This is a genomic window from Methylomonas fluvii, from assembly GCF_014850975.1.
Taxonomy (GTDB): Bacteria; Pseudomonadota; Gammaproteobacteria; order Methylococcales; family Methylomonadaceae; genus Methylomonas; species Methylomonas fluvii.
This window is the reverse complement of record NZ_JACXST010000001.1, coordinates 216,026-237,851: the sequence shown is the minus strand read 5'-3', so window position 1 is coordinate 237,851 and position 21,826 is coordinate 216,026. Positions and strand designations below refer to the sequence as shown.

Sequence of the window (21,826 nt, the reverse complement as noted above, 5' to 3'; positions counted from 1 at the left end):
CAAATGGCGTCTATTTTGCTAGGTGCGATGGATACTCACCCTAAAACCAGGAGTTTGCGATGAATATTTCGACTATAGGACCCAACCTTGCCGCTAGTCACGCAGTCAGCGGAAAAACCTTGCCGTCTCCGGCAATCGCAAAAGTCGCCGAGATAGCCGATCAGAGCCAAGCGCCGCGGACCGTCAATATGTGCCAGGTCTCGCTCAATGAAATCAACGCCTTGATCAAATCCGGCGTGGACGGTTTGCTAGACGTCGTGCCTTACATTCCAACCGCCACCATCAACTCGTCCGGCGCAGGCAATGTCGGCGACGTGAAGATGGATTATTTGGGCCAGATCGAAGGGCAGATCGAATTTCAGAAAAGCCGTCACGAAGACACCGCTTTTCTGGAAAAAGTGTTGAGCAACGTTAAACGTATCGACGGCATGGCCTTGCCGCCGAAACTGGATGTGATGGCTTGAGGCCCCGGAAGCGGCCATCAACACTTCAATAACCCAGATCCAATCGGCGATCAATTTATCTTAACCATGGCGCTTGACCCTGACGCAACGTCACGCTCTATGCTGGCGGCACGCATAACGAAGGAGCTAATCCATGCTGCTTAAAGTGGGCGATCTCGCCAAACGCTGCGGACTGACGGTCCGTACCCTGCATCACTACGACAGCATTGGCTTGCTTAAGCCTTCCGCGCGTTCCGATAGCGGCTACCGGCTGTATAACCGGGCGGACATTTCCAGATTGCATCAAATTCAAGCCTTACGGCGGTTTGGTTTGTCGCTGGCCGACATCGGAGACATTTTGGCAAACTCCGGACTGAATCTCGCGACTATCGTCGAACGGCAGATTGAAGCCTTGGACCGGCAGATTGCGCAAAGCCAAGCCTTGCGCGAGCGTTTGTGTGGCCTGCAACTGCAATTAACGCGCGGAGAAGAGCCGGAGCTTGCCGATTGGCTAACCACACTGGAGATGATGACCATGTACGATAAATATTTTTCCGCCAACGACCTGAAGCGCTTGCCGCTACTGGATATAGACGAGAACTCCACTGCCGGCGAATGGGCGGCACTGGTTCAAGTGGTGCACGAGGCGATGCAAGCCGGGTTTGTGCCGGAGAGTGCCGAGGCCCAGGAATTGGCACGGCAATGGATCAGCATGCTGGAGCGCGACACCCAAGGCGATCCTCGGCTACTCGTCAAACTCAACGCCATGATGGTCGGTGAACCGACGATGCAAGCCAAAACCGGCGTGACCCCGGAACTCGTTGCTTACATTCAAAGCGCGTTCATCGAGACTAAATTGACGATCTACGAAAAATACCTCGCTGCCGATGAATTCAGCTTTATGCGCGAGAACTATGGTAAGCGCGCCGACGAGTGGCCGCCGCTGATCGCCGCGATACGCCAACATAGGGAAGACGGCACGCCGCCGAGCGATCCGCGCATGCAGCAACTGGCCCGGACCTGGCTGGAATTGTTCCGCGCCTACGCCGGCGATAATCCGGAAACTCATGCCAAGATTCGCGCCGCCAATCAGGCCGAACCTTATCTGTTCTTCGGCACGTTTATCGACCAGCCGCTATTGGCTTACGTGTTTCAGGCGATGGCGGAATTGTATCAAGGCCCGTTGCCGAGGAGCGGCGAGGCCTAAGGTGAATTGAGCAAGTGGGCCGTCTTCGACCGAGTATGGCGGCCACACCTTGCCTCAATTGCTATCCAAAACGCCCAACTGACAGAGGCGCTAAATTAACAATGCGAACGGTTTGAAGGGTGGCTTTTCCCGAGAGTTTGGGCGACTATCGGCCATTAGCTGACTATTTTTAAGGGTGTTGGCCTTCGAATCCTCGATTCCATCAAGTCTGCTTGCTCATGATTGACAAAAAGTACAGGAAATGAGGGAGATTAATGTGAAATTGAAGAATCAAAAAAAACGGCAATTACGATATTGCTCAGTGTGTTCTTTTGGATATTTTATTCTACGGTGGCTTCGGCTAAAAATAGCCGCCCCATTATCACGTTGCAAACATATTGCCCATCATGCACTTGCGCTTATGAGTATAAAATCGAAATTTTCAGTACCGGTAATGTTCATTGGCAGGGTAAGCATTATGTACATATAAAAGGAGATCGCTATAAAAATATAGAAAAAATAAAGATTAAGGATTTAATAGCAAAGTTCGACGAAGTTGGTTTTTTTGATCGCCCTGATGATTATTCAGAGGAAATGAAGAAAAAGCATTTAACATGGACTGATATGTCATATATGAAAATTACTTTTAATTCGGGCGAAAAAAATAAATCGGTTATTTATGGCCGAGCATTATTTGAACTTGAAGGTGCTATTAAAGATGCTGTAACAGCTGAAAGCTGGCTAAATCCGGCACCAGATCCTTGGGAGTCTGGTTGTATAGAAGATCGAAGATAATTTAGCCCCTAGGATGCGCTAACCAACGGGCGGCGCATCTTTCGAGTTATTCAATGCCTTCAATATCCAGCGGCATAACGCCACCCAGTTTTCGGGATAGATTCCTTGCTTGACCTAATTCTGAAAACTCGAATAAGGCCAGCCTAGTAGGGCACAGGTTTTTTGTGCCCACGCGGAATTAAAGCTGTTATCTTCAAAAGGTGGGCAGAAAAGCATTGCCCGACCTGCATTTTATTTTTGACATCATCAATGATCGAAAACATTACTAAAACCGACATTCGATTTTATAGCCCAATGACGGCAATGGCTAGACTATTGGCTTTAACGCCTTAAAATCAAAGACGTTGGGTCGAATCGTCTGCGAGATTATTTAATCGATATGGTTTATTAGTAACTTTTCCGCTTGCCGAAAACTCAAACCCAAAATACCCGATTTTTGCATGGATTGCTTCAGCGAATAGGCCAGCGTCGCGGCCAGTACTCGGGAATAGTAGGGCAGGGTTTCCAGATAAACCGGCAATACATCGTCGATTTTTTCGGCCTGTTGTAGTGTCTGTTCCAGTTGTAGGCGCTGATCCGCAATCTCTTGGATAAAAGCACCGTCATTGGCGCAAGCCTCGGATAAGGCCAAGGTCCAGGTTAAATCCGACTGTAATTCGCAAGTGCCTATGCACCGGCCGGACTGGCTTGGCGGCCATTGTTCCGGCGCAATCAACGACAGGCGATATTGCTCATCCTTAAAATACAGCCAATACGCTTGTCCCGTGGTCGGTTTAAAACGAATTTGGCTATTCAAAACAAACAACGAGGTAAATAAATCGCTGCTGATTTGCTGAATGTTTTTGGCGGGGGCAATCAGCTGCTTTTTGGCCTGCTGCAAACTGTCCAATACCGCGACGCTTCCCTTGCCCTGAGGATTGGCTGGTTTACTGATTACACTCATCATTCAAAGTATCCGCTATGGTTGCAAAAAACGGCTGGTCCAATTTATCCTAAACGGAAACGTCAGCGTTATTAAGAGCCCGATTAAAAGTAGTTTCAAAGCCCCGGCAAATCCTCCAAAACCGTTTCCGCACGCCGAGTGATCGCCTCAAGCTCAGCAGCGGTAAACCGATCCAGATTGCGATAGACCATACTCAGGCGCGGGTTGTGGTTTAGCTTGTCGCGATGGCGGATAAAAAAATCCCAGTACAGCGCATTGAATGGACAGGCTCGCTCGCCGGTGCGGGCTTTTTTGTCGTAGTGGCAGCCCTTGCAATAATCGCTCATCCGGTCGATGTACGCGGCGCTGGATACATAGGGTTTGGTGGCCAGCAGGCCGCCGTCGGCAAACTGGCTCATGCCCAGCGTGTTAGGCAATTCCACCCATTCAAAAGCGTCGATATACACGCCCAGATACCAACGATGCACGGCTTCCGGTGCCAGGCCCGCCAGCAGGGCGAAGTTGCCGATCACCATCAGCCGTTGAATGTGGTGGGCATAAGCATACTGCAGCGATTGGCCGATGGCGGCCGCCAGGCAATTCATTTGGGTTTCGCCGGTCCAGAACCAGGCGGGTAAAGGTCGGTCGTGGCCGAAATAATTGTGCGCGGTATAGTCCGGCATCTTTGCCCAATACACGCCGCGCACGTACTCGCGCCAACCGAGAATCTGCCGGATGAAGCCTTCCGCTGCCGCCAGTGGCGCGTGGCCTTGGCGATAAGCCTGTTCGGCACGTTCGACCACTTCGCGCGGATTGAGCATTTTGGTGTTCAGCGCAAACGACAGCAGCGAATGAAACAGCCGCCAACTGCGCCGGCTCATGGCATCCTGAAAATCGCCGAACTGCGGCAAGCTATCGGCGATGAAGGCTTCCAGTTGCTGCAAGGCTTCAGTGCGATTCAGCGGCCAGCGGAAATCATCGGCGTCGGCCGCGCCGAAACTGTTCACGCTCGCCGCGACGATGCTTTGCCAAATCGCGCTATGGTCGTGACGGGGCCGAGTGTCAACAGGGACCGCCGGTGTGCCCGGCCAAGTCTTGCGGTTGTCGTGATCGTAATTCCATTGTCCACCCATTGGTCGCTGATTGTCCGCCAATAACACCCGGTGTTTGATGCGCATGCGCCGATAGAACATTTCCATCAGCCAATGCGACTTGGCACCGAACAGTTGTGCCGCTTCATCCCGCTGGCTATAGAAGTGCTCGCTGTCGCAGGCTTGGCTGCTGATGGGCAACTGTTGGCAATAGCTGCGCAATTGCTGATCCAAACGCCATTCGTCGGGGAGTTGGTATTCAAAATGCTGGACCCGATACTGCGCAATCAACGCATCCAAATTGGCGGTCAGCGACTGGCGGTTGCCGCTATCGCCAATTTTCAGGTAATGCACGCGATGGCCTTGGGCCGATAAATGCTGAGCGAAATCGCGCATCGCCGCGAAAATGCCGATGATTTTTTGCGCATGATGCAAGACGTAATCGGTTTCCTGGCGGATTTCCATCAGTGTATAAACCACTTCTCTATCGGTTTGTGCAAACCAACTGTGCAGCGGATTTAACTGATCGCCCAGAATGAGCCGCAAGGTCGTCATGCGGTCTTGGCCGTGCCGCGTTGCCGGCGGCAACGCTCTGAGCAATATTTCACCGCATCCCAAACCCTGGCCCATTTTTTACGCCAAACGAAGGGGCGACCGCAGACCGCGCAGGGCTTGGCAGGTAGCAGGGCTTTTTGATGCATTAAAACTCGAACTGGGTTTGTACCCAGTCGCCGACAGCGATTTTGGTTTTACGGCGGATCGGCTGTTTGCGCGAACCGTGTTTTTCGACGATAGCGGCCTTGGCGACTTTCACGTCGGCGCGGCCTCGCAGTTGGTAAAGACGGGCTTTGGCCTGCCGGGTGGCGCGTTCAAGATCGACCGGCGGTTCGGCAATATCGACACCGACGCTTACGCCGCATTGCTGTTGCAGTTTTACCGGCATGCGCCACGGTTCGAACAGCCATTCCTGTGGCACGCGGCGTAAGGCTGGCAGCCAATGTCGGACAAAATGACCGTGCGGATCGTGGTCTCGGGCCTGTTTGATCGGGTTGTAGACTCGGGTGGTATTAATGCCGGTGGTGCCGGCTTGCATTTGCATCTGGCTCCAGTGGATGCCGGGTTCATAATCCAGAAATTGCCGGGCCAGCCAAGTGCCGACCGGTTGCCAATGCAGCCATAGCGGATAACTCGCCACCGATACCAGCATGGCCCGCATGCGGAAATTCAGCCAGCCGGTTTGCTGTAGCATCGCCACACAGGCATCGACCAATGGCCAACCCGTTTGCCCTGCGCTTAAGGCCTGAAAATGCGCCGGGTTCCAGTCCGCTTCGCGCAAGCCGTCATAGCCGCGATGCAGGTTGGTAAATTCCAGTTCCGGTTCGCTTTCCAGCTTTTGCATGAAATGGCAATGCCAGTACAAGCGGCTGATGAAAGCCGTCAAACCGGCTCGACGGGCATCGCCGCGCGGTAAAGCAGCCAACTGGCGGCGGGTGGCTTGTACGACCTCCCGCAAACTTAAACAGCCGAAGGCCAGGTAAGCAGAAAGTCGCGAACAGGCCGTCGGTGCGGATAAGGGCGAGGAGATGCTGCCTCGGTAAGCACCGCAACGGTCGAACAGAAAGTCACGCAAGGTTTCGATACCTTGGCGACGGCCGCCTATTTGGCGCTGCGGCGGGTCGGGATGGATTAAGCCCAGGGTGTGCGGCTCGGGCAAGATCGGCAGTTTAGGGACGGCTATCCAATCGCAAACTGGAGGTTCCAGGCAGGGTTCGGCCATCAGCGCTTCCCAATGCGCTTTCCACGCATCGCGATCTCGCAATCGGCGGACCACACCAAACTGGGCAAATTCCTGCCAATGCAAGCCGCGTTCCCGGCACCAGCCTCGCACCGCCAAGTCGCGCTGAAAGCTCAGCCAGTTGCCGGTTTCCTGATGGGAATACACCGCCAGGAACGGCGCTTCCTGCCAAAGCCGCTGCAAAACCGCCACGGCTTCGCCCACTTCGATACGTAAACCGCCGCCGCGTTTACGTAACGCAGCATCCAAATCAAGCAGGCTTTCCCGTAAAAATTGGTAGTGTTGCGTTGCTGCGTCGGCCGCCGCCCACAAACTGGGTTCGATGATAAACAAACACAACACCGGCGCGTTGCGGCCGGCGTTCAGCAGTGGCGCATGGTCGTGTACCCGCAGATCACGCTTGAACCAAACCAGGTTGTAGCTCATCGCTCAATGCCAGCCCTGGCGCCAGTTGTCGGTATTACGTAAATCCCGCCACGGCATGATTTGCACCCGTTTGCTAAACACCGCTTCCAGCTCGATCATTTCCAGCGGCGCGTCAGGATCGTCCGGCAGCAGTAATTTACTGACGATAAAGTGTTTTTCCTTGTTTTGCGGGGTAACAGCGGTCCATTTGCTGAGCAGTAATTTATTCGGGTTCAGCCTGGGTGATTTGGCGGTCGGCATGGCTTGGTCTGCTTGAGGAATGTCTTTACCGAGCATACCAGCCGATCCCGAAATGGCGAGATCGGCGCCATGCCGCTGAAGCAATCAATTTCCCGGCTGTAAAGTTACTTCGACCTCCCGTTTGTTGCCGTTATTAACGACCTGGATTTTCACGACGTCGCCGATCTTCTGGTCGTCCAGGCGGGCGAACAGTTTTGAGAGCGTATCGACTTCCTTACCGTTGATGGCGACGATGATGTCACCCGGCTCCACGCCGTTGGCCGTTATCGATACGCCTTGTAGGCCGGCTTTTTCCGCCGCCGAACCGGGTTGCACCCGCAATACTGCGACGCCGGCTGTGCCGGTCAAAGCCGCCAATTGCTCGTTCATCTGCTGGTCTATTTCGATGCCTAAGGCCGGGCGGATGTATTTGCCTTGCTTGATCAATTCCGGCACCACCCGCATCACCGTAACCACTGGCACCGCAAAACCGATGCCGGCCGAAGCGCCGCTCGGGCTATAAATTGCAGTATTGATGCCAATCAGGCGGCCGGCGGAATCCAGTAGCGGACCGCCGGAGTTGCCGGGATTGATGGCCGCGTCGGTTTGTATCAAATGCTCGACAGCCCGTCCCTCCTGGCCGCCCAGCGAGCGGTCCAGCGCGGAGACGATGCCGCCAGTCAAGGTCCAGTCCAAGCCAAATGGGTTACCGATAGCGAATACTTTTTGGCCAACTTTTAAGTCGCGGCTGGTGCCGATCGGTACCGGCGGCGGCCGTTTGAACTCGACGCCGATTTTCAACACCGCAATATCATGCACCTGGCTGGCGCCAACCAGCGCCGCCTTGTAATCGCGGCCGTCGGCTAGTTTTACCGTGGCTTCGTTGGCACCGGCAATGACATGAAAGTTAGTCACCACGTGGCCGGCTTCGTCCCAGATAAATCCGGAACCCGTGCCCTTGGGAACTGCAAACACGTCGCGGGTCCAGACATTGCGCACTAGCGCGGCGGTGCTGATGTAAACCACCGAATCTCGCGACTTTTCGAACAGTTCGATGGTGCTTTTTTCGTCCGCCGCCAAATCGCCGCGCGCGGTGACGGTTCTGATCGGGGCGGACTCGGTCACCGGTGCTCCCGGCTGCCAATGCCAAAGCAATATCAGCAGGGCGGCCACTGCACCGACGGCGAATACGCGTTTAATGAATACATCGGGCGAATCGGGATGATTGGGATGTTGCATGTCGGCCTCCGGTTTGTTGGTTCCTACCCAGAATCGTGGGAACGGATCAGAGCTATTTTAAAATGGCGGCAGCGCTGGATAATCAATTCCACTGAACCGCTCCGTCGGCAAAATGGGAGCGTGTTTAGCAAATTTCAAGCGAGTCAGTTACGCGTGTTTTAATCAACAGTGGATTTAGGAACGATCGTCAATTCGGAAAGTCTCGAAAACGCCTGGATCGTTTGCTACTGGATAGGAGTGATCATCATGAAACGAGTTAAAAACACGATAAAACTCGCCATATCTGCCGTTTTGAGTATGGGATTTGCAACTGCCGCTATTGCGGAACATCATGAAAGCACCAAGTTAAAAGCGCCATTGCAAACCGAGGAAGAATCTAAAGTGGAGATTTACGATTACCACTCGGGTGTGACTTATACCGGTACGCTACAGCGTTTTATGTTTCATCGGCATTTGGAAAATGTAGCCGAAGAGCCTGAGAATAGACATTCAGAATCGACGCAAATGAAGTAAACAGGCTGTCTAATTGAGAGTTGAAGACAGTTTAGGCAGGCATAACCAATAAAAAAGCCTGCTCGCCAAGGCATTAAAGATTTAAGAGGGTTGTTATCAAGGTACTTTACGCATCAATAACTGCAAGCGGATCCAGGCAATAGGCAGGCAGCTATTCGACATGCTAGCGGATAGGCCAATTGAATAATTTGTTTGGGTTGGATGTATTATCGGCCTTTCGACTGCTGGCGTTTGGCTTTGAAAAAATCGCTGAGTAGTTCCGCGCAATCCGCCTCCAGAATCCCCCCCGTCCATTCCACGCGGTGATTTAAAAACGCCGCATCGCTGAGTTGCAGCGCATGGCAGACTGCGCCGCGTTTGGGGTCATAAGCGCCGAATACCAAACGCTTGACCCGGGCGTGGGCGATGGCGCCCATGCACATCACGCAGGGCTCCAAGGTGACATATAGGGTGGTGTCTATCAGGCGATAATTGTTCAAGACTTGACCGGCCTTGCGTAGCGCGACCATTTCCGCGTGGGCGGTGGGATCGTTGCTTTGTATGGGTTGATTCCAGCCTTCGGCGATGCAGCGGCCTTCATGAACCAGCAGCGCGCCGACCGGGACTTCTCCTTGGCTTTCGGCGCGCTGTGCCAGGCGGATGGCATGGCGCAGCCATTCTTCGTCGGTCATGTTAAACCGTGGCTTTATTCAGCCGGTCGTTGACCGCTGCCCAGGCTTCGTTGTCGGGCGGTTGCTCAATCAGGATGGTATCTAGCTGCAGATTGTCCAGGGCGCGTAAGGAGCTATACAAAGCCGGTTCGTAAAGCTCGGCATCGGCCGGTAATCTGAGTAAATGCAGACAGGGAATTTCGGCGATTTCCGTGCTGAAGGCCAAGATGCCGATGTGATTGCCTTGTGCGCACAAATCGTCGGTCATCGTGATCAGGGTATCGGCCGGGCACAGCAAGGCCATGGTATTGGGCGCGTAATGCACCGCCAGCATGCCGGGGGCGCGAATCTTGCTTTGCGTCGACAGGCGCACATCGGTTTGCAGTACCGCTTTCAATTGGCTGCGGGTAATCCGGCCAGGTCTGAGAATGGCGGGAACACCGTCGCTGAGATCGATAATGGTCGATTCCACGCCCACCGAACAAGCGCCGCCGTCCAGGATGCAGCCCACGCTATCGCCGAGTTCTTCCGCGACATGTTCGGCTTGTGTCGGGCTGATATGGCCGAAGCGATTGGCCGATGGCGCGGCGATGCCGCCGCCGAAGGCCGACAATAATTGCAGCGCAACCGGATTGGCCGGCACCCGTAACCCCACCGTATCCTGACCGCCGGTAACGGAGGCCGGAACGGTCGATTTTTTATTCAATATTATCGTCAGCGGGCCCGGCCAGAAGTGTTCGGCCAGCCTTAATGCCGCTTCCGGCACGGCTTCCGCCCAATCGTGCATTTGTGCGGCGCTGGCAATATGCACGATCAGCGGATGATCGGCCGGTCTACCTTTCGCGGCAAAAATTTTGGCAACCGCATCGGGATTGGCTGCATCCGCGCCGAGTCCGTATACGGTTTCGGTCGGAAAGGCGACCAATTGGCCTTGCCGTAACAGTTCGACGGCGTGGCGGATGGATTCTTCGGTGACGGGTTTAGGATTCAAAGTAATCAGGCGAAAGATGAAAATCTAAAAAGACGAGCGGCCGACATAATTGTAGTGGTGAAATTATTCGCCGAAGCAAACAGCCGCAAAAATATAATAGTCATCCTTGCGGCAAACGCGCCATTTTACCTGTCGCCTTTAGTCTTTTCTCCTAATTAATTTCGACCAGAACCTCATTAGGGTTAACTGCATCACCTTTTGCCACATAAATGGCTTTGACGATGCCGGCTATCGGCGCCGTGATCTCGGTTTCCATTTTCATCGCTTCAGTCACCAGCAAAGATTGGCCGGCCTTGACTTTTTGGCCTTCCTTGACCAACACATCGATGATATTGCAAGGCATGCTGGTGACCACGTCGCCCGGCTCGCTAGGCCGGCGGCGTTTGCTGGCGATGGCGCTTTGCACCGCGCCTTGCGCGCCGCCGTCCAGCACAATTTCGTCCAGGGTTTCGATGACGATTTCTTCAGGCATACCGTCCACGGTGAAGTAAAAATGCCGCAAGCTTTGGTTTTTCGGGCCCGCACCGGTGACTTTGACGTGATATTGCTCGCCGTGTAGCGCCACGTTGAATTCGGTGGCGGCTTTTTTAACTTCCGCAGACACAGGGGCTTCTTCCAACTCCAGGGGTTCGGCGACCAAGCTGTCGGTGGAGCGCAGCTCCAAAAATTGTTTACCAATTTCCGGGAACATCGCAAAGCTCAGCACGTCTTCGTCATTCATCGCCAGATGGGCGATTTCGTGACGCAGATGTTCGAATTCCGGTTTGAGCAAATCCGCCGGACGGCACTCGATCACTTCTTCCTTGCCGACTGCCTTGGCTAGCAGTTGCGGATTGACCGGCGCCGGCGCTTTGCCGTAGCCGCCGTGCAGGTAGCGTTTCACTTCATTGCTGATGGTGTCGTAACGCTTGCCGGTCAGCACGTTCAACACGGCTTGCGTGCCGACGATTTGTGAAGTGGGGGTCACCAATGGCGGGTAGCCCAAGTCTTTGCGGACTTCGGGAATTTCTTTATACACCTCGGCCATGCGATCCAAAGCATTGCGCTCTTTTAATTGGTTGGCCAGGTTGGAGATCATGCCACCGGGCACCTGGAAGATATGCACACGGGTGTCTATGCCGGTAAATTCGCTTTCGAAGCGGCGGTATTTTTTTCGTACTTCCAGAAAATACTGATTCACCGATTGCAGTTTATCCAAATCCAGGCCGGTGTCGTAATCGGTGCCGCGTAGCGCGGTGACCAATGATTCGGTTGGCGGATGGCTGGTGCCGCCGGCCCAGGAGGACAGCGCGGTATCGACATGTTCGCAGCCGGCTTCAATAGCCTTGAGCTGACACATTTCTGCCAAGCCTGCGGTAGCGTGGCAATGCAGGTGCAGCGGCAAATCGACGGCATCTTTCAGTGCTTTGACCAATTCGCCGGCGACGTAAGGCGTCAACAGACCGGCCATGTCTTTGATGGCAATCGAATTGCAGCCCAAGTCGGCCAGGCCTTTACCCAATTTGATGAAACTGGCGATGTCATGCACCGGGCTGGTGGTGTAACAAATCGTACCTTGCGCATGTTTGCCGGCGGCTTTGGTGGCTTCGATGGCAGTTTCTAGGTTGCGGATGTCGTTTAGTGCATCGAAGATGCGGAACACGTCCATGCCGTTGAGAGCTGCCGTTTCGACAAACTTGCGCACCACGTCGTCCGAATAATGCCGGTAGCCGAGCAGGTTTTGCCCGCGCAACAGCATTTGCAGGCGGGTATTGGGTAGGGCGGCTTTCAGCTTGCTCAGCCGTTCCCAGGGGTCTTCCTTCAAGAAACGCAGACAGGCGTCGAAGGTGGCGCCGCCCCAGCATTCCAGAGACCAATAGCCGATGTCGTCCAGCATGGCGCAGGCCGGCAGCATGTCTTCGGTGCGCATGCGAGTGGCGATGAGTGATTGGTGGGCGTCGCGGAGGATAACGTCGGTTACGTAAACTTTGCTCATGGGGTTTCCTTGGGTTTACAGGCCAGTATGAGAGGCGACAACCGCCGCCAGCACGCTGGCCAGAATTTCCGGTCGCGGCTTGTTGGAATAGTTGATCAGATCGGGATTGGCTTCGACAAAGCCAGTGTTGAACCGACCGCGGCGAAAATCCGGATGACCGAGAATTTTTAAGTAATACGGAATCGTGGTTTTGATGCCGAACAAGCCCATGTCTTTCAAGGCGCGCTCACCGCGATTGATCGCATCTTCCCAGGTCATCGCGCTGACGATGACTTTAGCCAGCATCGAGTCGTAAAACGGCGGCACTTCGTATCCGGTATAAATCGCCGTATCGGTGCGCACGCCGGGGCCGCCGGGGGCATAGTAGCGGCTAATGTGGCCGAAGCTGGGCAGGAAATTATTTTTCGGGTCTTCGGCATTGACCCTAAATTGAATCGCATAACCGCGTCTGACGATTTCTTCCTGCTTGAAACGTAGCGGCAAACCCGCGGCGACGCGGATTTGTTCCTCAACAATATCCACGCCGGTGATGGTTTCGGTGATGGTGTGCTCGACTTGCACCCGGGTGTTCATTTCCATGAAGTAGAAGCGACCGTTGGTGTCCAGCAGAAACTCCACCGTGCCGGCATTGGTGTAACCGACCGCTTTGGCGGCCATCACAGCCAAACCGCCCAGGTACTGACGTTGCGCCTCATCCAGTTGCGGCGAAGGGGCAATTTCGATCAATTTCTGGTTGCGGCGCTGCACCGAGCAATCACGCTCGTAAAGATGGATGGTGTTACCGAAATGGTCGGCCAATACCTGCACCTCAATGTGAATCGGGTTGACCACGCACTTTTCCAAAAACACATCGGCGCTGCCGAAGGCTTTGGTGGCTTCGGAAATCACTCGCTGATAGTTTTGCCGCAATTCGTTGGGATTGTCGCAACGCCGGATGCCGCGACCCCCGCCACCGGATGTCGCTTTCAGCATGATCGGATAACCGATTTGTTCGGCGACCTGCAAGGCGTGTTCGACGCTATCCAGGTTGCCGTCCGAGCCGGGCGTCACCGGCAGACCCGCGGCTATCATCGCGCTGCGGGCTTCGGTCTTATCGCCCATGCGCTGAATCACTTCCGCGGACGGGCCGATAAACACCAAGCCACGTTCCTGGCAGGCTTTGGCGAATTGGGCGTTTTCCGATAAAAAACCGTAGCCGGGATGAATGGCATCGCAGCCGGTGCGCAAGGCCAAATCCACCAAGCCGTAGATGTTTAAATAACCGGCCAGTGGTTCGCTGCCGATGTAATGCGATTCGTCAGCTTTTTTAACGTGCAAGGCAAATCGATCGGCTTCTGAATAGATAGCTGCTGAACGAATGCCCATTTCCGCGCAGGCCCGAATGATTCGGACGGCAATTTCGCCGCGATTGGCGATCAGTATTTTGCGTAACATGATGCTCCCGAGTCTTAGTGTTCAGTCACTTGCCTACTACTCTAACAATTTATGGCTATCTTTCAACAAGAAAACCGCCGTTTGTCGATGGGAGATTAGCCTTTAGCTTGGGTGGTGGCGGTGTTGCCGGTCACTGGATTCGAACAGAAAAAACCGGCTGGTTCGGTGGAATTTGCTGTTGAGGTTTTGATGACGCCGTTGGCCGCTAAGTTGTTGTGTTAGCAGCATTTAATCGGCTTTTTGTGGCTTCTGTGCCAACAAGTTTTAAAGGTGGATGGGAAATATTGATATAAATCAGCCTCTTGCATTTGGCACGTATAGTGCTATTCTCCTGTGTATGGATGCCTATACTATGAGCCGATGTCTGCCGTAATCGGTCCGGCTTGTGTGAGTAGGGTTTCACCTCTTAACTAATTGATTAATTCTGGGGTTTTAATATGGACACAAACAAGCCGTTACTTTCCGCGTTATTTTTTATCGGTTTATCGTTTTGGGGGATACAGCTTGCGCAAGCGGCTACAACCGAAAATACGTTAAACCCGCTCGAATCCTTCCAAACGATTTTGCCGGATTTGCCAAGCGCTTATCAGGAGCCTCCATTGAATCCAGTAGCGGATAAGCCCTTGCAGGACTATGCGCTGACACTGTTTACACGGGTCAAAACCAGTGCAGTCGTGACATTTCAGCAAGCTTTGTCGGACATAGCAGGGCTTGGCGACATTGTTTCGCAAACGGGTTTACTTGGTCTGCTTGGCACGGTTTTCCAGCCAGTGATAGACGAAAGCAAAACAGCTGAATTGAAAGCCGCCTTACCCACGGCGGCCTGGTTTTTTCTCAGCGGGATGCTGGGCATCCTGGGTTTGAAAAAACGCAGCAATTTGCTTGATGCCAAAGCAGTTTTGAATTCAGTCCGGTAAGCGCTATACAGCTATGGTGTGGACTTGGGCAACGTGTGCGCGTTGCCCAGTATCACCTTCCTGCCCCGTCAATCCTTTTAAAACTAAGCTGTCGTTTGGTATTACAGCAAGTTTGCACCGATAATAGTTTTCGATTTTCGTTGATGCCTTTGCTAACGATAGTTAGGCCTCGCTAATCATTTTCCGCATCTTTTCGAGAAAGCCTATGTCCGCTGTTGCAGACCATTTTGTTTATGGACCTATCCAACTGGCGGATATTCCGGATTGCATTCGAATTGCCGTTGCCAATTTCGAGGAGTTTCAGCAACACCCCGAATATATCCAGCAATGGTTCGAATCCCGTATCGTGCATAACCCATGGCAGAACGCCTTGCCGTGCGCCGGCGTCGGGGTTTGGCACAATGGGCGTTTGGCGGGTTTCCGGGCCATGTTCGTGCAACCCTGGTGGTTGAACGGCGAATCCGTAACGCTTGCCTTCGGTTCCAATACCTGTGTAGATGAGCAGTTTCGCGGGCAGGGCTTAGCCACCAAGCTGATCGAACACAGCCTCGAATTTGCCCGGTTCAACGGCACGGTGACTGCCGGCGTGATTACCCAGAAAGCCTTCAAAAAATGCGGCTTTGTGCCGATTGGCGGCAGCGATAACGATTTTTATCGTTTGCGCGTCGGTTATCGCGGCTCCTGGGAGAAACGCGCCGGCAAATCGTTGGGCTATTTGTTGGGCAGCATATTCGACATCAACTTGCGCTTACGTAATGTCAAATTGCGTAGCGGCGGTTTTACATTCGCGGAGGTTTTCCGTTGTGACACCGAGTTTGATGAATTGTGGGAACGGGCGAAAGCGGGCTATGCCGCTTGTCTGGAACGTAGCAGTCGCTATTTGAATTGGCGTTTATTCGATTTCCCTACCTGTCCTTTAAGGCTTTTCGCGCTGCGCGACGCCGCCGGCAAATTGCGCGCTTATGCAGTCTGGCATCAGCAAGGCTTTGGGGATGCTATCAGCATGGCAGTATTGCGTGACGTGTTTTATCCCTTGGACGATGAGCCGGCCTTACAGACTCTGTTGTATTACCTATTTGCTTATTGGCGGGAGAACGGGATTAGCTGGGGCAGTCTGGAAGTCGCCTCGCCGTCATTGACCAGTCTGTTCCGCAGTCTTGGCTATGAAGCAGTGCCGTCGCGCGGTAACCGCTATCTGATCTATCGCGAGCCGCCGCTAGCCGGCAACATTTTGCAAAATTGGTACCGAAGCGGGATCGATGGCGATTATTTCGATCATCCGCTGTAATATTGCTTAATCCAAAATTCAAAATTAGGTCTGCAACCTATGTTAAACGCCTCCGTGATTATCAGCACCCGTAACAGAGCGTCGATATTGCCGCGCTTGTTCGACGCATTGGCCGCCATGCGGCTGAATAGGGAGACCCGCTGGGAATTGCTGATGGTTGATAACGGCAGCAGCGACGACACTGTTGCGGTGATCGCCGCCGAAGCTGAGCGTGGTCGACTGCCGGTGCTTTGCGTCACTGAGCCGATTCCCGGTAAGTCCCGCGCTTTGAATCGCGCCATCAAGCAAGCGCAAGGTGAATTATTGGTGTTCACCGACGACGATGTCGAACCGCAAGCAAGCTGGCTGCAGGCTTACATTGATGCCGCAGCGCTGCATCCGGAAATCGACGGTTTTGCCGGCAAAGTATTACCCAAATGGCTGGGCGACATCCCCGACTGGTTGCATACCGAAGGTGAGTTTGCCTTGCCGCGTGGCATTACCAATACCCGCGATTTCGGCATGTCCCAGCAATTTTTGGATGAACAGGTGATTCCGGGCGGCGTCAATACGGCGTTAAGAGCCGAGGCCGTCGCCAAAAATGGCTGGTTTCGCGAAGAACTTGGGCCGGGCACTTCGGTGCCGTTTACCGAAGACACCGAATACATGGGCCGTTTTCGGCGCGGTGGCGGCGAGTTTTGGTATGTGCCGGAAGCATTGCTGTATCACTGCAACATCCCGGAGCGGATGACGAAAGCCTACGTCTGCCGGTGGATGTTCAACGTGGCCCGTTGTCAGGTGCTGGCGTATGCCGATGTACCCGGCGGAAAAAATATAGCCGGTATCCCACTGTATTTGCTGCGGCATTATCTGAGCAGGATCGTGAGTTTTTGGCTGGAACCGCGCGAGCAGCAACGCTTACAAAAAAAAATGAAATGGATGTTTACGGCTGGCGAAATCGCCGGTTATCGGCAATTGCCGGCGTTTAAACAAGCATTGGCGGCAAATTAGCGATTCGCGTTTATAGCAAGGCTTGTAAATATCCCCAAATCTTTTCGGCAATCACCGGTTGTGCCAGCTCATTCGGATGTAGGCCGTCGGCCTGCATCATCTCCGGGTTTAACGCCACCTCTTCCAGGATAAACGGCACGTACGGGATCTTCAATTCCGCGGATAGCTGCGGAAAAACCTCGTAAAACATCTCGACATAACGCTTACCGTAATTGGGCGGGATCTTCATCCCCAGCAGCATCACTTTGGCACCGACGTTTTGCGAACGCCGGGTGATTTCGGTCAGATTATTTTTCATTTCCGCCGGCGATAAACCGCGTAAGCCGTCGTTGGCGCCCAACTCCACCAACACAATATCCGGTTTATGCCGCGATAAAATTTGCTCCAGTCGCGCCAGGCCGCCAGCCGAAGTATCGCCGCTGATGCTTTCGTTACTGATAACATAGTCGCTATGCAGGTCGGTCAGCTTGTTTTGCAACAAAGCCACCCAGCCCAGCTGAACTTCGATGCCGTAACCGGCACTAATACTGTCACCCAATACCACTATCGATTTCGCCATGGCGTTTATCGGTAGTAAACCCAGAATTACGGCAAGGACCACGCTATACATGTTGAATACTCATATTGATAAGACCAGTTCCCCGATTATCGTTACCGAACAGCTCGGTAAATCGGTGCCAACTTCCGAGGGCATTTTACACATCTTGTCCTCGGTGAATTTAATCATCAATCCGGGCGAGAGTATGGCCATTGTCGGCGAGTCCGGTTCCGGCAAATCCACCCTGCTCAGTTTGCTGGCTGGATTGGATACGCCCAGCACCGGCCGGGTGGTCGTCAATGGCCGCGATCTGACCAAATTGGACGAAGACGGCCGCGCCTTGCTGCGCAACGAATTGGTCGGTTTCGTGTTTCAGTCGTTTCAACTGCTGCCGGGGTTGACGGCTCTGGAAAACGTCATGCTGCCGCTGGAACTCAGCGGGCATGCTCAAGCGGCGACCGCTGCCCGGGCCTTGCTGGACAGAGTAGGCTTGTCGCAGCGCTTGACGCATACCCCCAAGCAATTGTCGGGCGGCGAACAGCAACGAGTAGCCTTGGCGCGGGCCTTTGTCACCCAGCCGGCCATCTTGTTTGCCGACGAACCGACCGGTAATCTGGACAGCAAAACCGGCGCGCACATCATCGATCTGCTGTTCGAGCTCAATCAAGAACAACATACCACTTTGATTTTGGTGACTCACGACATGACTTTGGCCGGACGTTGTCAGCGCACGATTCGTCTGGATGCCGGGAGCATGGTATGAAACGCGTCAATCTGGCGCTGAAACTGTTGTGGCGCGACAGCCGTTCCGGAGAGTTGACCTTATTGTTGTTGGCGTTACTGATTGCGGTCAGCAGCTCCACCGCCATATCGCTATTCGCCGACCGTTTGCATCGGACCATGACGGTGCAAGCCGCCGAGTTTTTAGCCGGCGATCTGGTGGTGGCTGCGCCGGCGCTCATAGCGGAAACCTGGTTGGCCAAGGCCGGCGAATTGGGTTTATCCCACTCGCAAACTAGCGAGTTTGCCAGCGTTTTGTTGGAAAACCAGGAAATGCTGTTGGCCTCGGTAAAATCGGTCAGCAGCGGCTACCCGCTGCGCGGCAAATTGAAAACCAGCGATGCCGAGTCGCAGGATGAAGTCGTCGCCAGCCAGGGCCCGGAACCCGGCTTGGTCTGGGTGGACAAACGCATCTTGCCGGCTCTGCATCTAAAAATCGGCGATAAATTGACGGTAGGCGAAAAACCTCTGACCATCGGCCGGGTGTTGAGTTACGAGCCGGACAAACGCGGCGACTTTTACAGCTTTTCGCCGCGGGTGATGATCAATCAAAGCGACTTGGCCGCGACCGGCGTGATTCAACCCGGCAGTCATGTGCGTTACGCCTTCCAGTTCAGCGGTGACGAACAGGCCTTGGCTACCTTTAAAACCTGGTTGAAGCCGCAACTGAACAGTTCGCAAAAAATCCTGGATATACATGAGGATCGCCCGGAACTGGGATCGGCATTGCAGCGCGCCGAGCGTTACCTGGGTTTGTCCAGCATCGTGGTGATCTTGATTGCCGGCGTGGCGATTGCGATGGCTACCCGCCGTTACACCGAACGGCATTTCAACGCCACTGCCTTGTTGCGCTGCCTGGGGTGTAAGCAAGCGGAAATTGTCTGGCTGTACGGTTTGCAGTTTTTGGTGTTGGGCCTGTTAGCCAGCGGCGTCGGCTGCGGCCTGGGCTGGTTGGTGCAGTTTGGTTTATTCGAGCTGTTAAAATCCTTGTTGCCGGAAGAATTGGCCAGTCCCAGTTGGTTGGCGGTATTTTTTGGGTTGACGACGGGCTTGGCAATCTTGCTGGGTTTTGCTTTGCCGCCGTTGCTGCGCTTGCAAAAAGTCTCGCCATTGCGGGTGTTGCGCCGTGAGCTGGAGCCCTTACCCACCAGCGGATGGTTGATTTACGGTTTGGCGCTGGCGATTATTGGCGGCTTGATTTGGCGCTATACCGAAGACCCGAAAATGACCTCCATCATATTGGGTTTGGGCACGCTGACATTACTGGGCTTAGGGGCGGCGATATACGGTTTGTTATTGCTGGCGCGTAAGCTGTTGCCGAGGATGGGCTTGAATTGGCGTTTCGGTTTGCAGGGATTACTGCGGAACAGCCAGGCCAGTGTCAGCCAGATATTGGCCTTCAGCATCACGCTCACCGCCATGGCTCTGAGTTTTACGGTACGCAGCGATTTGATCGACAACTGGCAACAGCAATTGCCGGAACAGGCGCCGAATCATTTTGCCTTGAATATCCTGCCGGAACGCCAGCAGGCATTTCAAAACGAATTACAGCAGGCGCAAATCGCCAGCAGCCGGTTTTATCCGGTGGTGCGCGGGCGCTTGGTAACGATCAATAGCGAAGCGGTGCAAGGCCGGGTCAGCAAAGACACCCAGGGCGAAGGCGCTACCCAACGCGAATTGAGTCTGACCTGGGCGGTACAATTGCCGGACGATAACAAGGCCACCGATGGCGGTGTTTGGCAAGCCGATCAGCCGGGACTGGTATCGGTAGAGCAAAAACTGGCGGAAAGCCTAAAAATCAAGGTGGGCGATGAATTGACCTTTACGGTGGGGAGCGCGCAATTCAGTGCAAAGGTAGCCCAACTACGCAGCGTGCAGTGGGATACGATGCGGCCCAATTTTTACATGATCTTCTCGCCCGGCACGCTGGATAACTTTCCGACCATGTACATGACCAGCTTTTATCTGGCCGATACCCAAAAAATTCTGTTGAATACGCTGCTGAAAAAGTATCCGGCCATCACGATACTGGAAGTTGATCAGATCTTGAAGCAGTTCAAGATGATCCTGACGCAGTTGACCAAGGCCATCAATCTACTGCTGTATTTCGCCTTGGCGGCCGGTTTTACCGTGTTGTTTGCCGCCGTCTATGCCACGCTGGATCAACGGATCTACGAAGGTGCGCTGATGAGGACTTTGGGTGCTCGGCGCGGCTTTTTACGTACCACGCATGTGATTGAGTTTGGCTTGCTCGGCACCTTGGCTGGCGTCATGGCGGCACTGGCTAGCGAAGCGATTTTGTATGCGCTGTATACTCGCGTGATGCATATCGATTACCGTCCCGGCTACCATTTGTGGGGCGCATTGCCGGCGATAGGTGCGATAACAGTGGGGCTGGCAGGGTACTGGGGGGTTAGGCAGGTGGTTAATCAGCCACCGCTACACGTGTTGAGGCGTTGATGGTTGATGGTTGATCAGTAAAGTTTTCGCGACGGTTGCGATATGCCAAACGGCTTTGAAAAGTTTCCAGTAAAGAGCGTCCAATAGTTTCCAGTTAGCTTGTATGGTTATGGATTTTTCACATTCGGAATGCGTCGCGCCGAGGGTGTTACTTATTGCCATCGGCACAAAAGTGCCTTCACTACGCTGGACGTTAGTACTTTTTACCAGGGTCTATCGACGATAACCGCTTTGTAAATTCCAGACGAAGTTTTAGAAAAGCCATTATAAAAAATCGCAGACTTACCCAATCTAATCCAATTACGGTAGACATAGCGTAACTCTCGGGTCGTGACGTTGTAATTAAAATCGCCTAACTTATTCAAAAGGTCGCTAATATCTCCCATCCCATCTAAATGAAAGTGAATACGCCCTCCATTTTTAACGGTATGTTCTAAAGCCACTTTAGACCAGCGAGTACCCAACTGAAACATGGCGCCTTCACTATTCTCGTCGGAAATACTAGAAGTTTTTTTGTTGGTCGCGCCGAACTTATATTTTTCATCTCCTCCTACATCGACGCCGCTAATCTTCGCTCCTACCGGATATTGCGTGTTCTTTGGGGCCTTTTTGCCACCGACTTCTTCAAAAAAAGTCAAAAAACCTGATACGTCACTATCAGATGGATTGTCTTGCCACTTATTCCAAAGCGTTTCGGCAACAATACCCCCGCGTTGATTCAAATCGATTGCGCGAGGGCCGTATGTATTAATATCGCCATCATTGACAATCGCCGATACGTCCCCATTGATGCCGAAGTGGGTGTCGAATTTTCCTAGCCCTCCGCTCGCCAAGTCTTTTTCTGGAATTGGACGTCCCGCATAAGTTGCAGGACGAAAGCCACATACATCAGTTAATGCAAATCCCATAACAAATCTCCACGAATAAAATTAAATCTTTCTTTCGGGACTAGCTCTCAAATGCTGCTCCGACATCTACGACTGTTAACGCGGCAAGCTGACCCCTCGTCAAAAGTATGGCACGGGTTTGATTTCTGGCAATGGAATAATCAAATGTAAACGGTTCGGATTAAAAAAATTAGCTCATAAGAGATCATAGTCTAATTACTTGTCTCTTTGGTTTTCTTGTCTAGCTTAACTCAGCGTATGATTGCCGGTTTAATTTTTGCACTCCA

The 21,826-nt window shown here is 53.4% G+C and carries 21 protein-coding genes; 9 read left to right on the top strand and 12 right to left on the bottom strand.

Translation table 11 applies throughout. The features are described from left to right. Nucleotides 1-59: 59 nt before the first annotated feature. From EBB_RS01140 to EBB_RS01130, 3 genes are all read left to right on the top strand, one after another. The gene (locus tag EBB_RS01140; RefSeq protein ID WP_192392104.1) at nucleotides 60-464 is read left to right on the top strand and encodes a hypothetical protein; all 405 of its coding nucleotides are present in this window, start codon (nucleotides 60-62) and stop codon (nucleotides 462-464) included. A 133-nt stretch (nucleotides 465-597) separates the two neighbouring features. Next, nucleotides 598-1,650 carry a MerR family transcriptional regulator gene (locus EBB_RS01135; protein WP_192392103.1) on the top strand — a complete coding sequence of 351 codons (1,053 nt, stop codon included), beginning with the start codon at nucleotides 598-600 and terminating at the stop codon, nucleotides 1,648-1,650. A 330-nt stretch (nucleotides 1,651-1,980) separates the two neighbouring features. Beyond that, a complete protein-coding gene (locus tag EBB_RS01130) occupies nucleotides 1,981-2,424 on the top strand; it encodes a DUF6438 domain-containing protein (protein ID WP_192392102.1) in 444 nt (147 codons plus the stop codon). 370 nt (nucleotides 2,425-2,794) lie between these two features. Here EBB_RS01130 and EBB_RS01125 read toward each other — a convergent pair whose 3' ends face one another. The 6 genes from EBB_RS01125 to EBB_RS01105 all read right to left on the bottom strand — a co-directional run bounded on the left by EBB_RS01125 (nucleotide 2,795) and on the right by EBB_RS01105 (nucleotide 8,116). Then, a complete protein-coding gene (locus tag EBB_RS01125; protein ID WP_225587193.1) occupies nucleotides 2,795-3,370 on the bottom strand; it encodes a DUF2452 domain-containing protein in 576 nt (191 codons plus the stop codon). A 92-nt stretch (nucleotides 3,371-3,462) separates the two neighbouring features. Then, nucleotides 3,463-5,025, bottom strand: coding sequence for a cryptochrome/photolyase family protein (locus EBB_RS01120; protein ID WP_225587304.1), 1,563 nt, complete (start codon nucleotides 5,023-5,025; stop codon nucleotides 3,463-3,465). Beyond that, a complete protein-coding gene (locus EBB_RS26605) occupies nucleotides 4,989-5,138 on the bottom strand; it encodes a DUF2256 domain-containing protein (protein ID WP_225587192.1) in 150 nt (49 codons plus the stop codon). Before EBB_RS26605 ends, EBB_RS01120 begins: the two co-directional genes overlap by 37 nt. After that, on the bottom strand, nucleotides 5,138-6,658 hold the full coding sequence (locus EBB_RS01115; RefSeq protein WP_192392100.1) for an FAD-binding domain-containing protein: 1,521 nt from the start codon (nucleotides 6,656-6,658) through the stop codon (nucleotides 5,138-5,140). Before EBB_RS01115 ends, EBB_RS26605 begins: the two co-directional genes overlap by 1 nt. 3 nt (nucleotides 6,659-6,661) lie before the next feature. Then, the gene (locus EBB_RS01110; RefSeq protein ID WP_225587191.1) at nucleotides 6,662-6,934 is read right to left on the bottom strand and encodes a TIGR02450 family Trp-rich protein; all 273 of its coding nucleotides are present in this window, start codon (nucleotides 6,932-6,934) and stop codon (nucleotides 6,662-6,664) included. 48 nt (nucleotides 6,935-6,982) lie between these two features. Beyond that, a complete protein-coding gene (locus EBB_RS01105; RefSeq protein ID WP_192392099.1) occupies nucleotides 6,983-8,116 on the bottom strand; it encodes a S1C family serine protease in 1,134 nt (377 codons plus the stop codon). Between the two features lie 246 nt (nucleotides 8,117-8,362). Between EBB_RS01105 and EBB_RS01100 the strand changes: the two genes are divergently transcribed. Continuing rightward, nucleotides 8,363-8,629: a hypothetical protein gene (locus EBB_RS01100; RefSeq protein WP_192392098.1), complete on the top strand. Its 267-nt coding sequence runs from the start codon at nucleotides 8,363-8,365 to the stop codon at nucleotides 8,627-8,629. 206 nt (nucleotides 8,630-8,835) lie between these two features. On the opposite strand, the gene tadA is transcribed toward EBB_RS01100, so the two are convergent. From tadA to EBB_RS01080, 4 genes are all read right to left on the bottom strand, one after another. Further along, complete coding sequence (gene tadA / locus EBB_RS01095) at nucleotides 8,836-9,300, bottom strand: tRNA adenosine(34) deaminase TadA (RefSeq protein ID WP_192392097.1); 465 nt, start codon at nucleotides 9,298-9,300, stop codon at nucleotides 8,836-8,838. Nucleotide 9,301: 1 nt separating this feature from the next. Beyond that, the gene (locus EBB_RS01090; RefSeq protein WP_192392096.1) at nucleotides 9,302-10,270 is read right to left on the bottom strand and encodes an L-threonylcarbamoyladenylate synthase; all 969 of its coding nucleotides are present in this window, start codon (nucleotides 10,268-10,270) and stop codon (nucleotides 9,302-9,304) included. 151 nt (nucleotides 10,271-10,421) lie between these two features. After that, on the bottom strand, nucleotides 10,422-12,245 hold the full coding sequence (oadA, locus tag EBB_RS01085; RefSeq protein WP_192392095.1) for a sodium-extruding oxaloacetate decarboxylase subunit alpha: 1,824 nt from the start codon (nucleotides 12,243-12,245) through the stop codon (nucleotides 10,422-10,424). Nucleotides 12,246-12,260: 15 nt separating this feature from the next. Continuing rightward, nucleotides 12,261-13,679 (bottom strand): acetyl-CoA carboxylase biotin carboxylase subunit, encoded by a 1,419-nt coding sequence (locus EBB_RS01080; protein WP_192392094.1) that lies wholly within the window; start codon nucleotides 13,677-13,679, stop codon nucleotides 12,261-12,263. A 437-nt stretch (nucleotides 13,680-14,116) separates the two neighbouring features. On the opposite strand from EBB_RS01080, the gene EBB_RS01075 reads away from it, so the two are divergent. The 3 genes from EBB_RS01075 (at nucleotide 14,117) to EBB_RS01065 (ending at nucleotide 16,874) form a co-directional block, all read left to right on the top strand. After that, on the top strand, nucleotides 14,117-14,596 hold the full coding sequence (locus EBB_RS01075; protein ID WP_192392093.1) for a hypothetical protein: 480 nt from the start codon (nucleotides 14,117-14,119) through the stop codon (nucleotides 14,594-14,596). Between the two features lie 205 nt (nucleotides 14,597-14,801). Further along, nucleotides 14,802-15,884 (top strand): GNAT family N-acetyltransferase, encoded by a 1,083-nt coding sequence (locus tag EBB_RS01070; protein WP_192392092.1) that lies wholly within the window; start codon nucleotides 14,802-14,804, stop codon nucleotides 15,882-15,884. A gap of 39 nt (nucleotides 15,885-15,923) precedes the next feature. Then, the gene (locus tag EBB_RS01065; RefSeq protein ID WP_192392091.1) at nucleotides 15,924-16,874 is read left to right on the top strand and encodes a glycosyltransferase family 2 protein; all 951 of its coding nucleotides are present in this window, start codon (nucleotides 15,924-15,926) and stop codon (nucleotides 16,872-16,874) included. 10 nt (nucleotides 16,875-16,884) lie between these two features. Here the strand turns inward: EBB_RS01065 and EBB_RS01060 are convergent, their stop codons facing one another. Next, the gene (locus EBB_RS01060; protein WP_192392090.1) at nucleotides 16,885-17,484 is read right to left on the bottom strand and encodes an arylesterase; all 600 of its coding nucleotides are present in this window, start codon (nucleotides 17,482-17,484) and stop codon (nucleotides 16,885-16,887) included. Here EBB_RS01060 and EBB_RS01055 point away from each other — a divergent pair. Beyond that, entirely contained in the window at nucleotides 17,483-18,175 is a 693-nt protein-coding gene (locus EBB_RS01055) for an ABC transporter ATP-binding protein (RefSeq protein ID WP_192392089.1), read from the top strand. The two genes, EBB_RS01060 and EBB_RS01055, sit on opposite strands and share 2 nt — an antisense overlap. After that, nucleotides 18,172-20,652 (top strand): ABC transporter permease, encoded by a 2,481-nt coding sequence (locus tag EBB_RS01050; RefSeq protein ID WP_192392088.1) that lies wholly within the window; start codon nucleotides 18,172-18,174, stop codon nucleotides 20,650-20,652. The genes EBB_RS01055 and EBB_RS01050 overlap by 4 nt, the downstream gene beginning before the upstream one ends. Nucleotides 20,653-20,855: 203 nt before the next feature. Here the strand turns inward: EBB_RS01050 and EBB_RS01045 are convergent, their stop codons facing one another. After that, the gene (locus EBB_RS01045; RefSeq protein WP_192392087.1) at nucleotides 20,856-21,560 is read right to left on the bottom strand and encodes a hypothetical protein; all 705 of its coding nucleotides are present in this window, start codon (nucleotides 21,558-21,560) and stop codon (nucleotides 20,856-20,858) included. Nucleotides 21,561-21,826 lie beyond the last annotated feature (266 nt).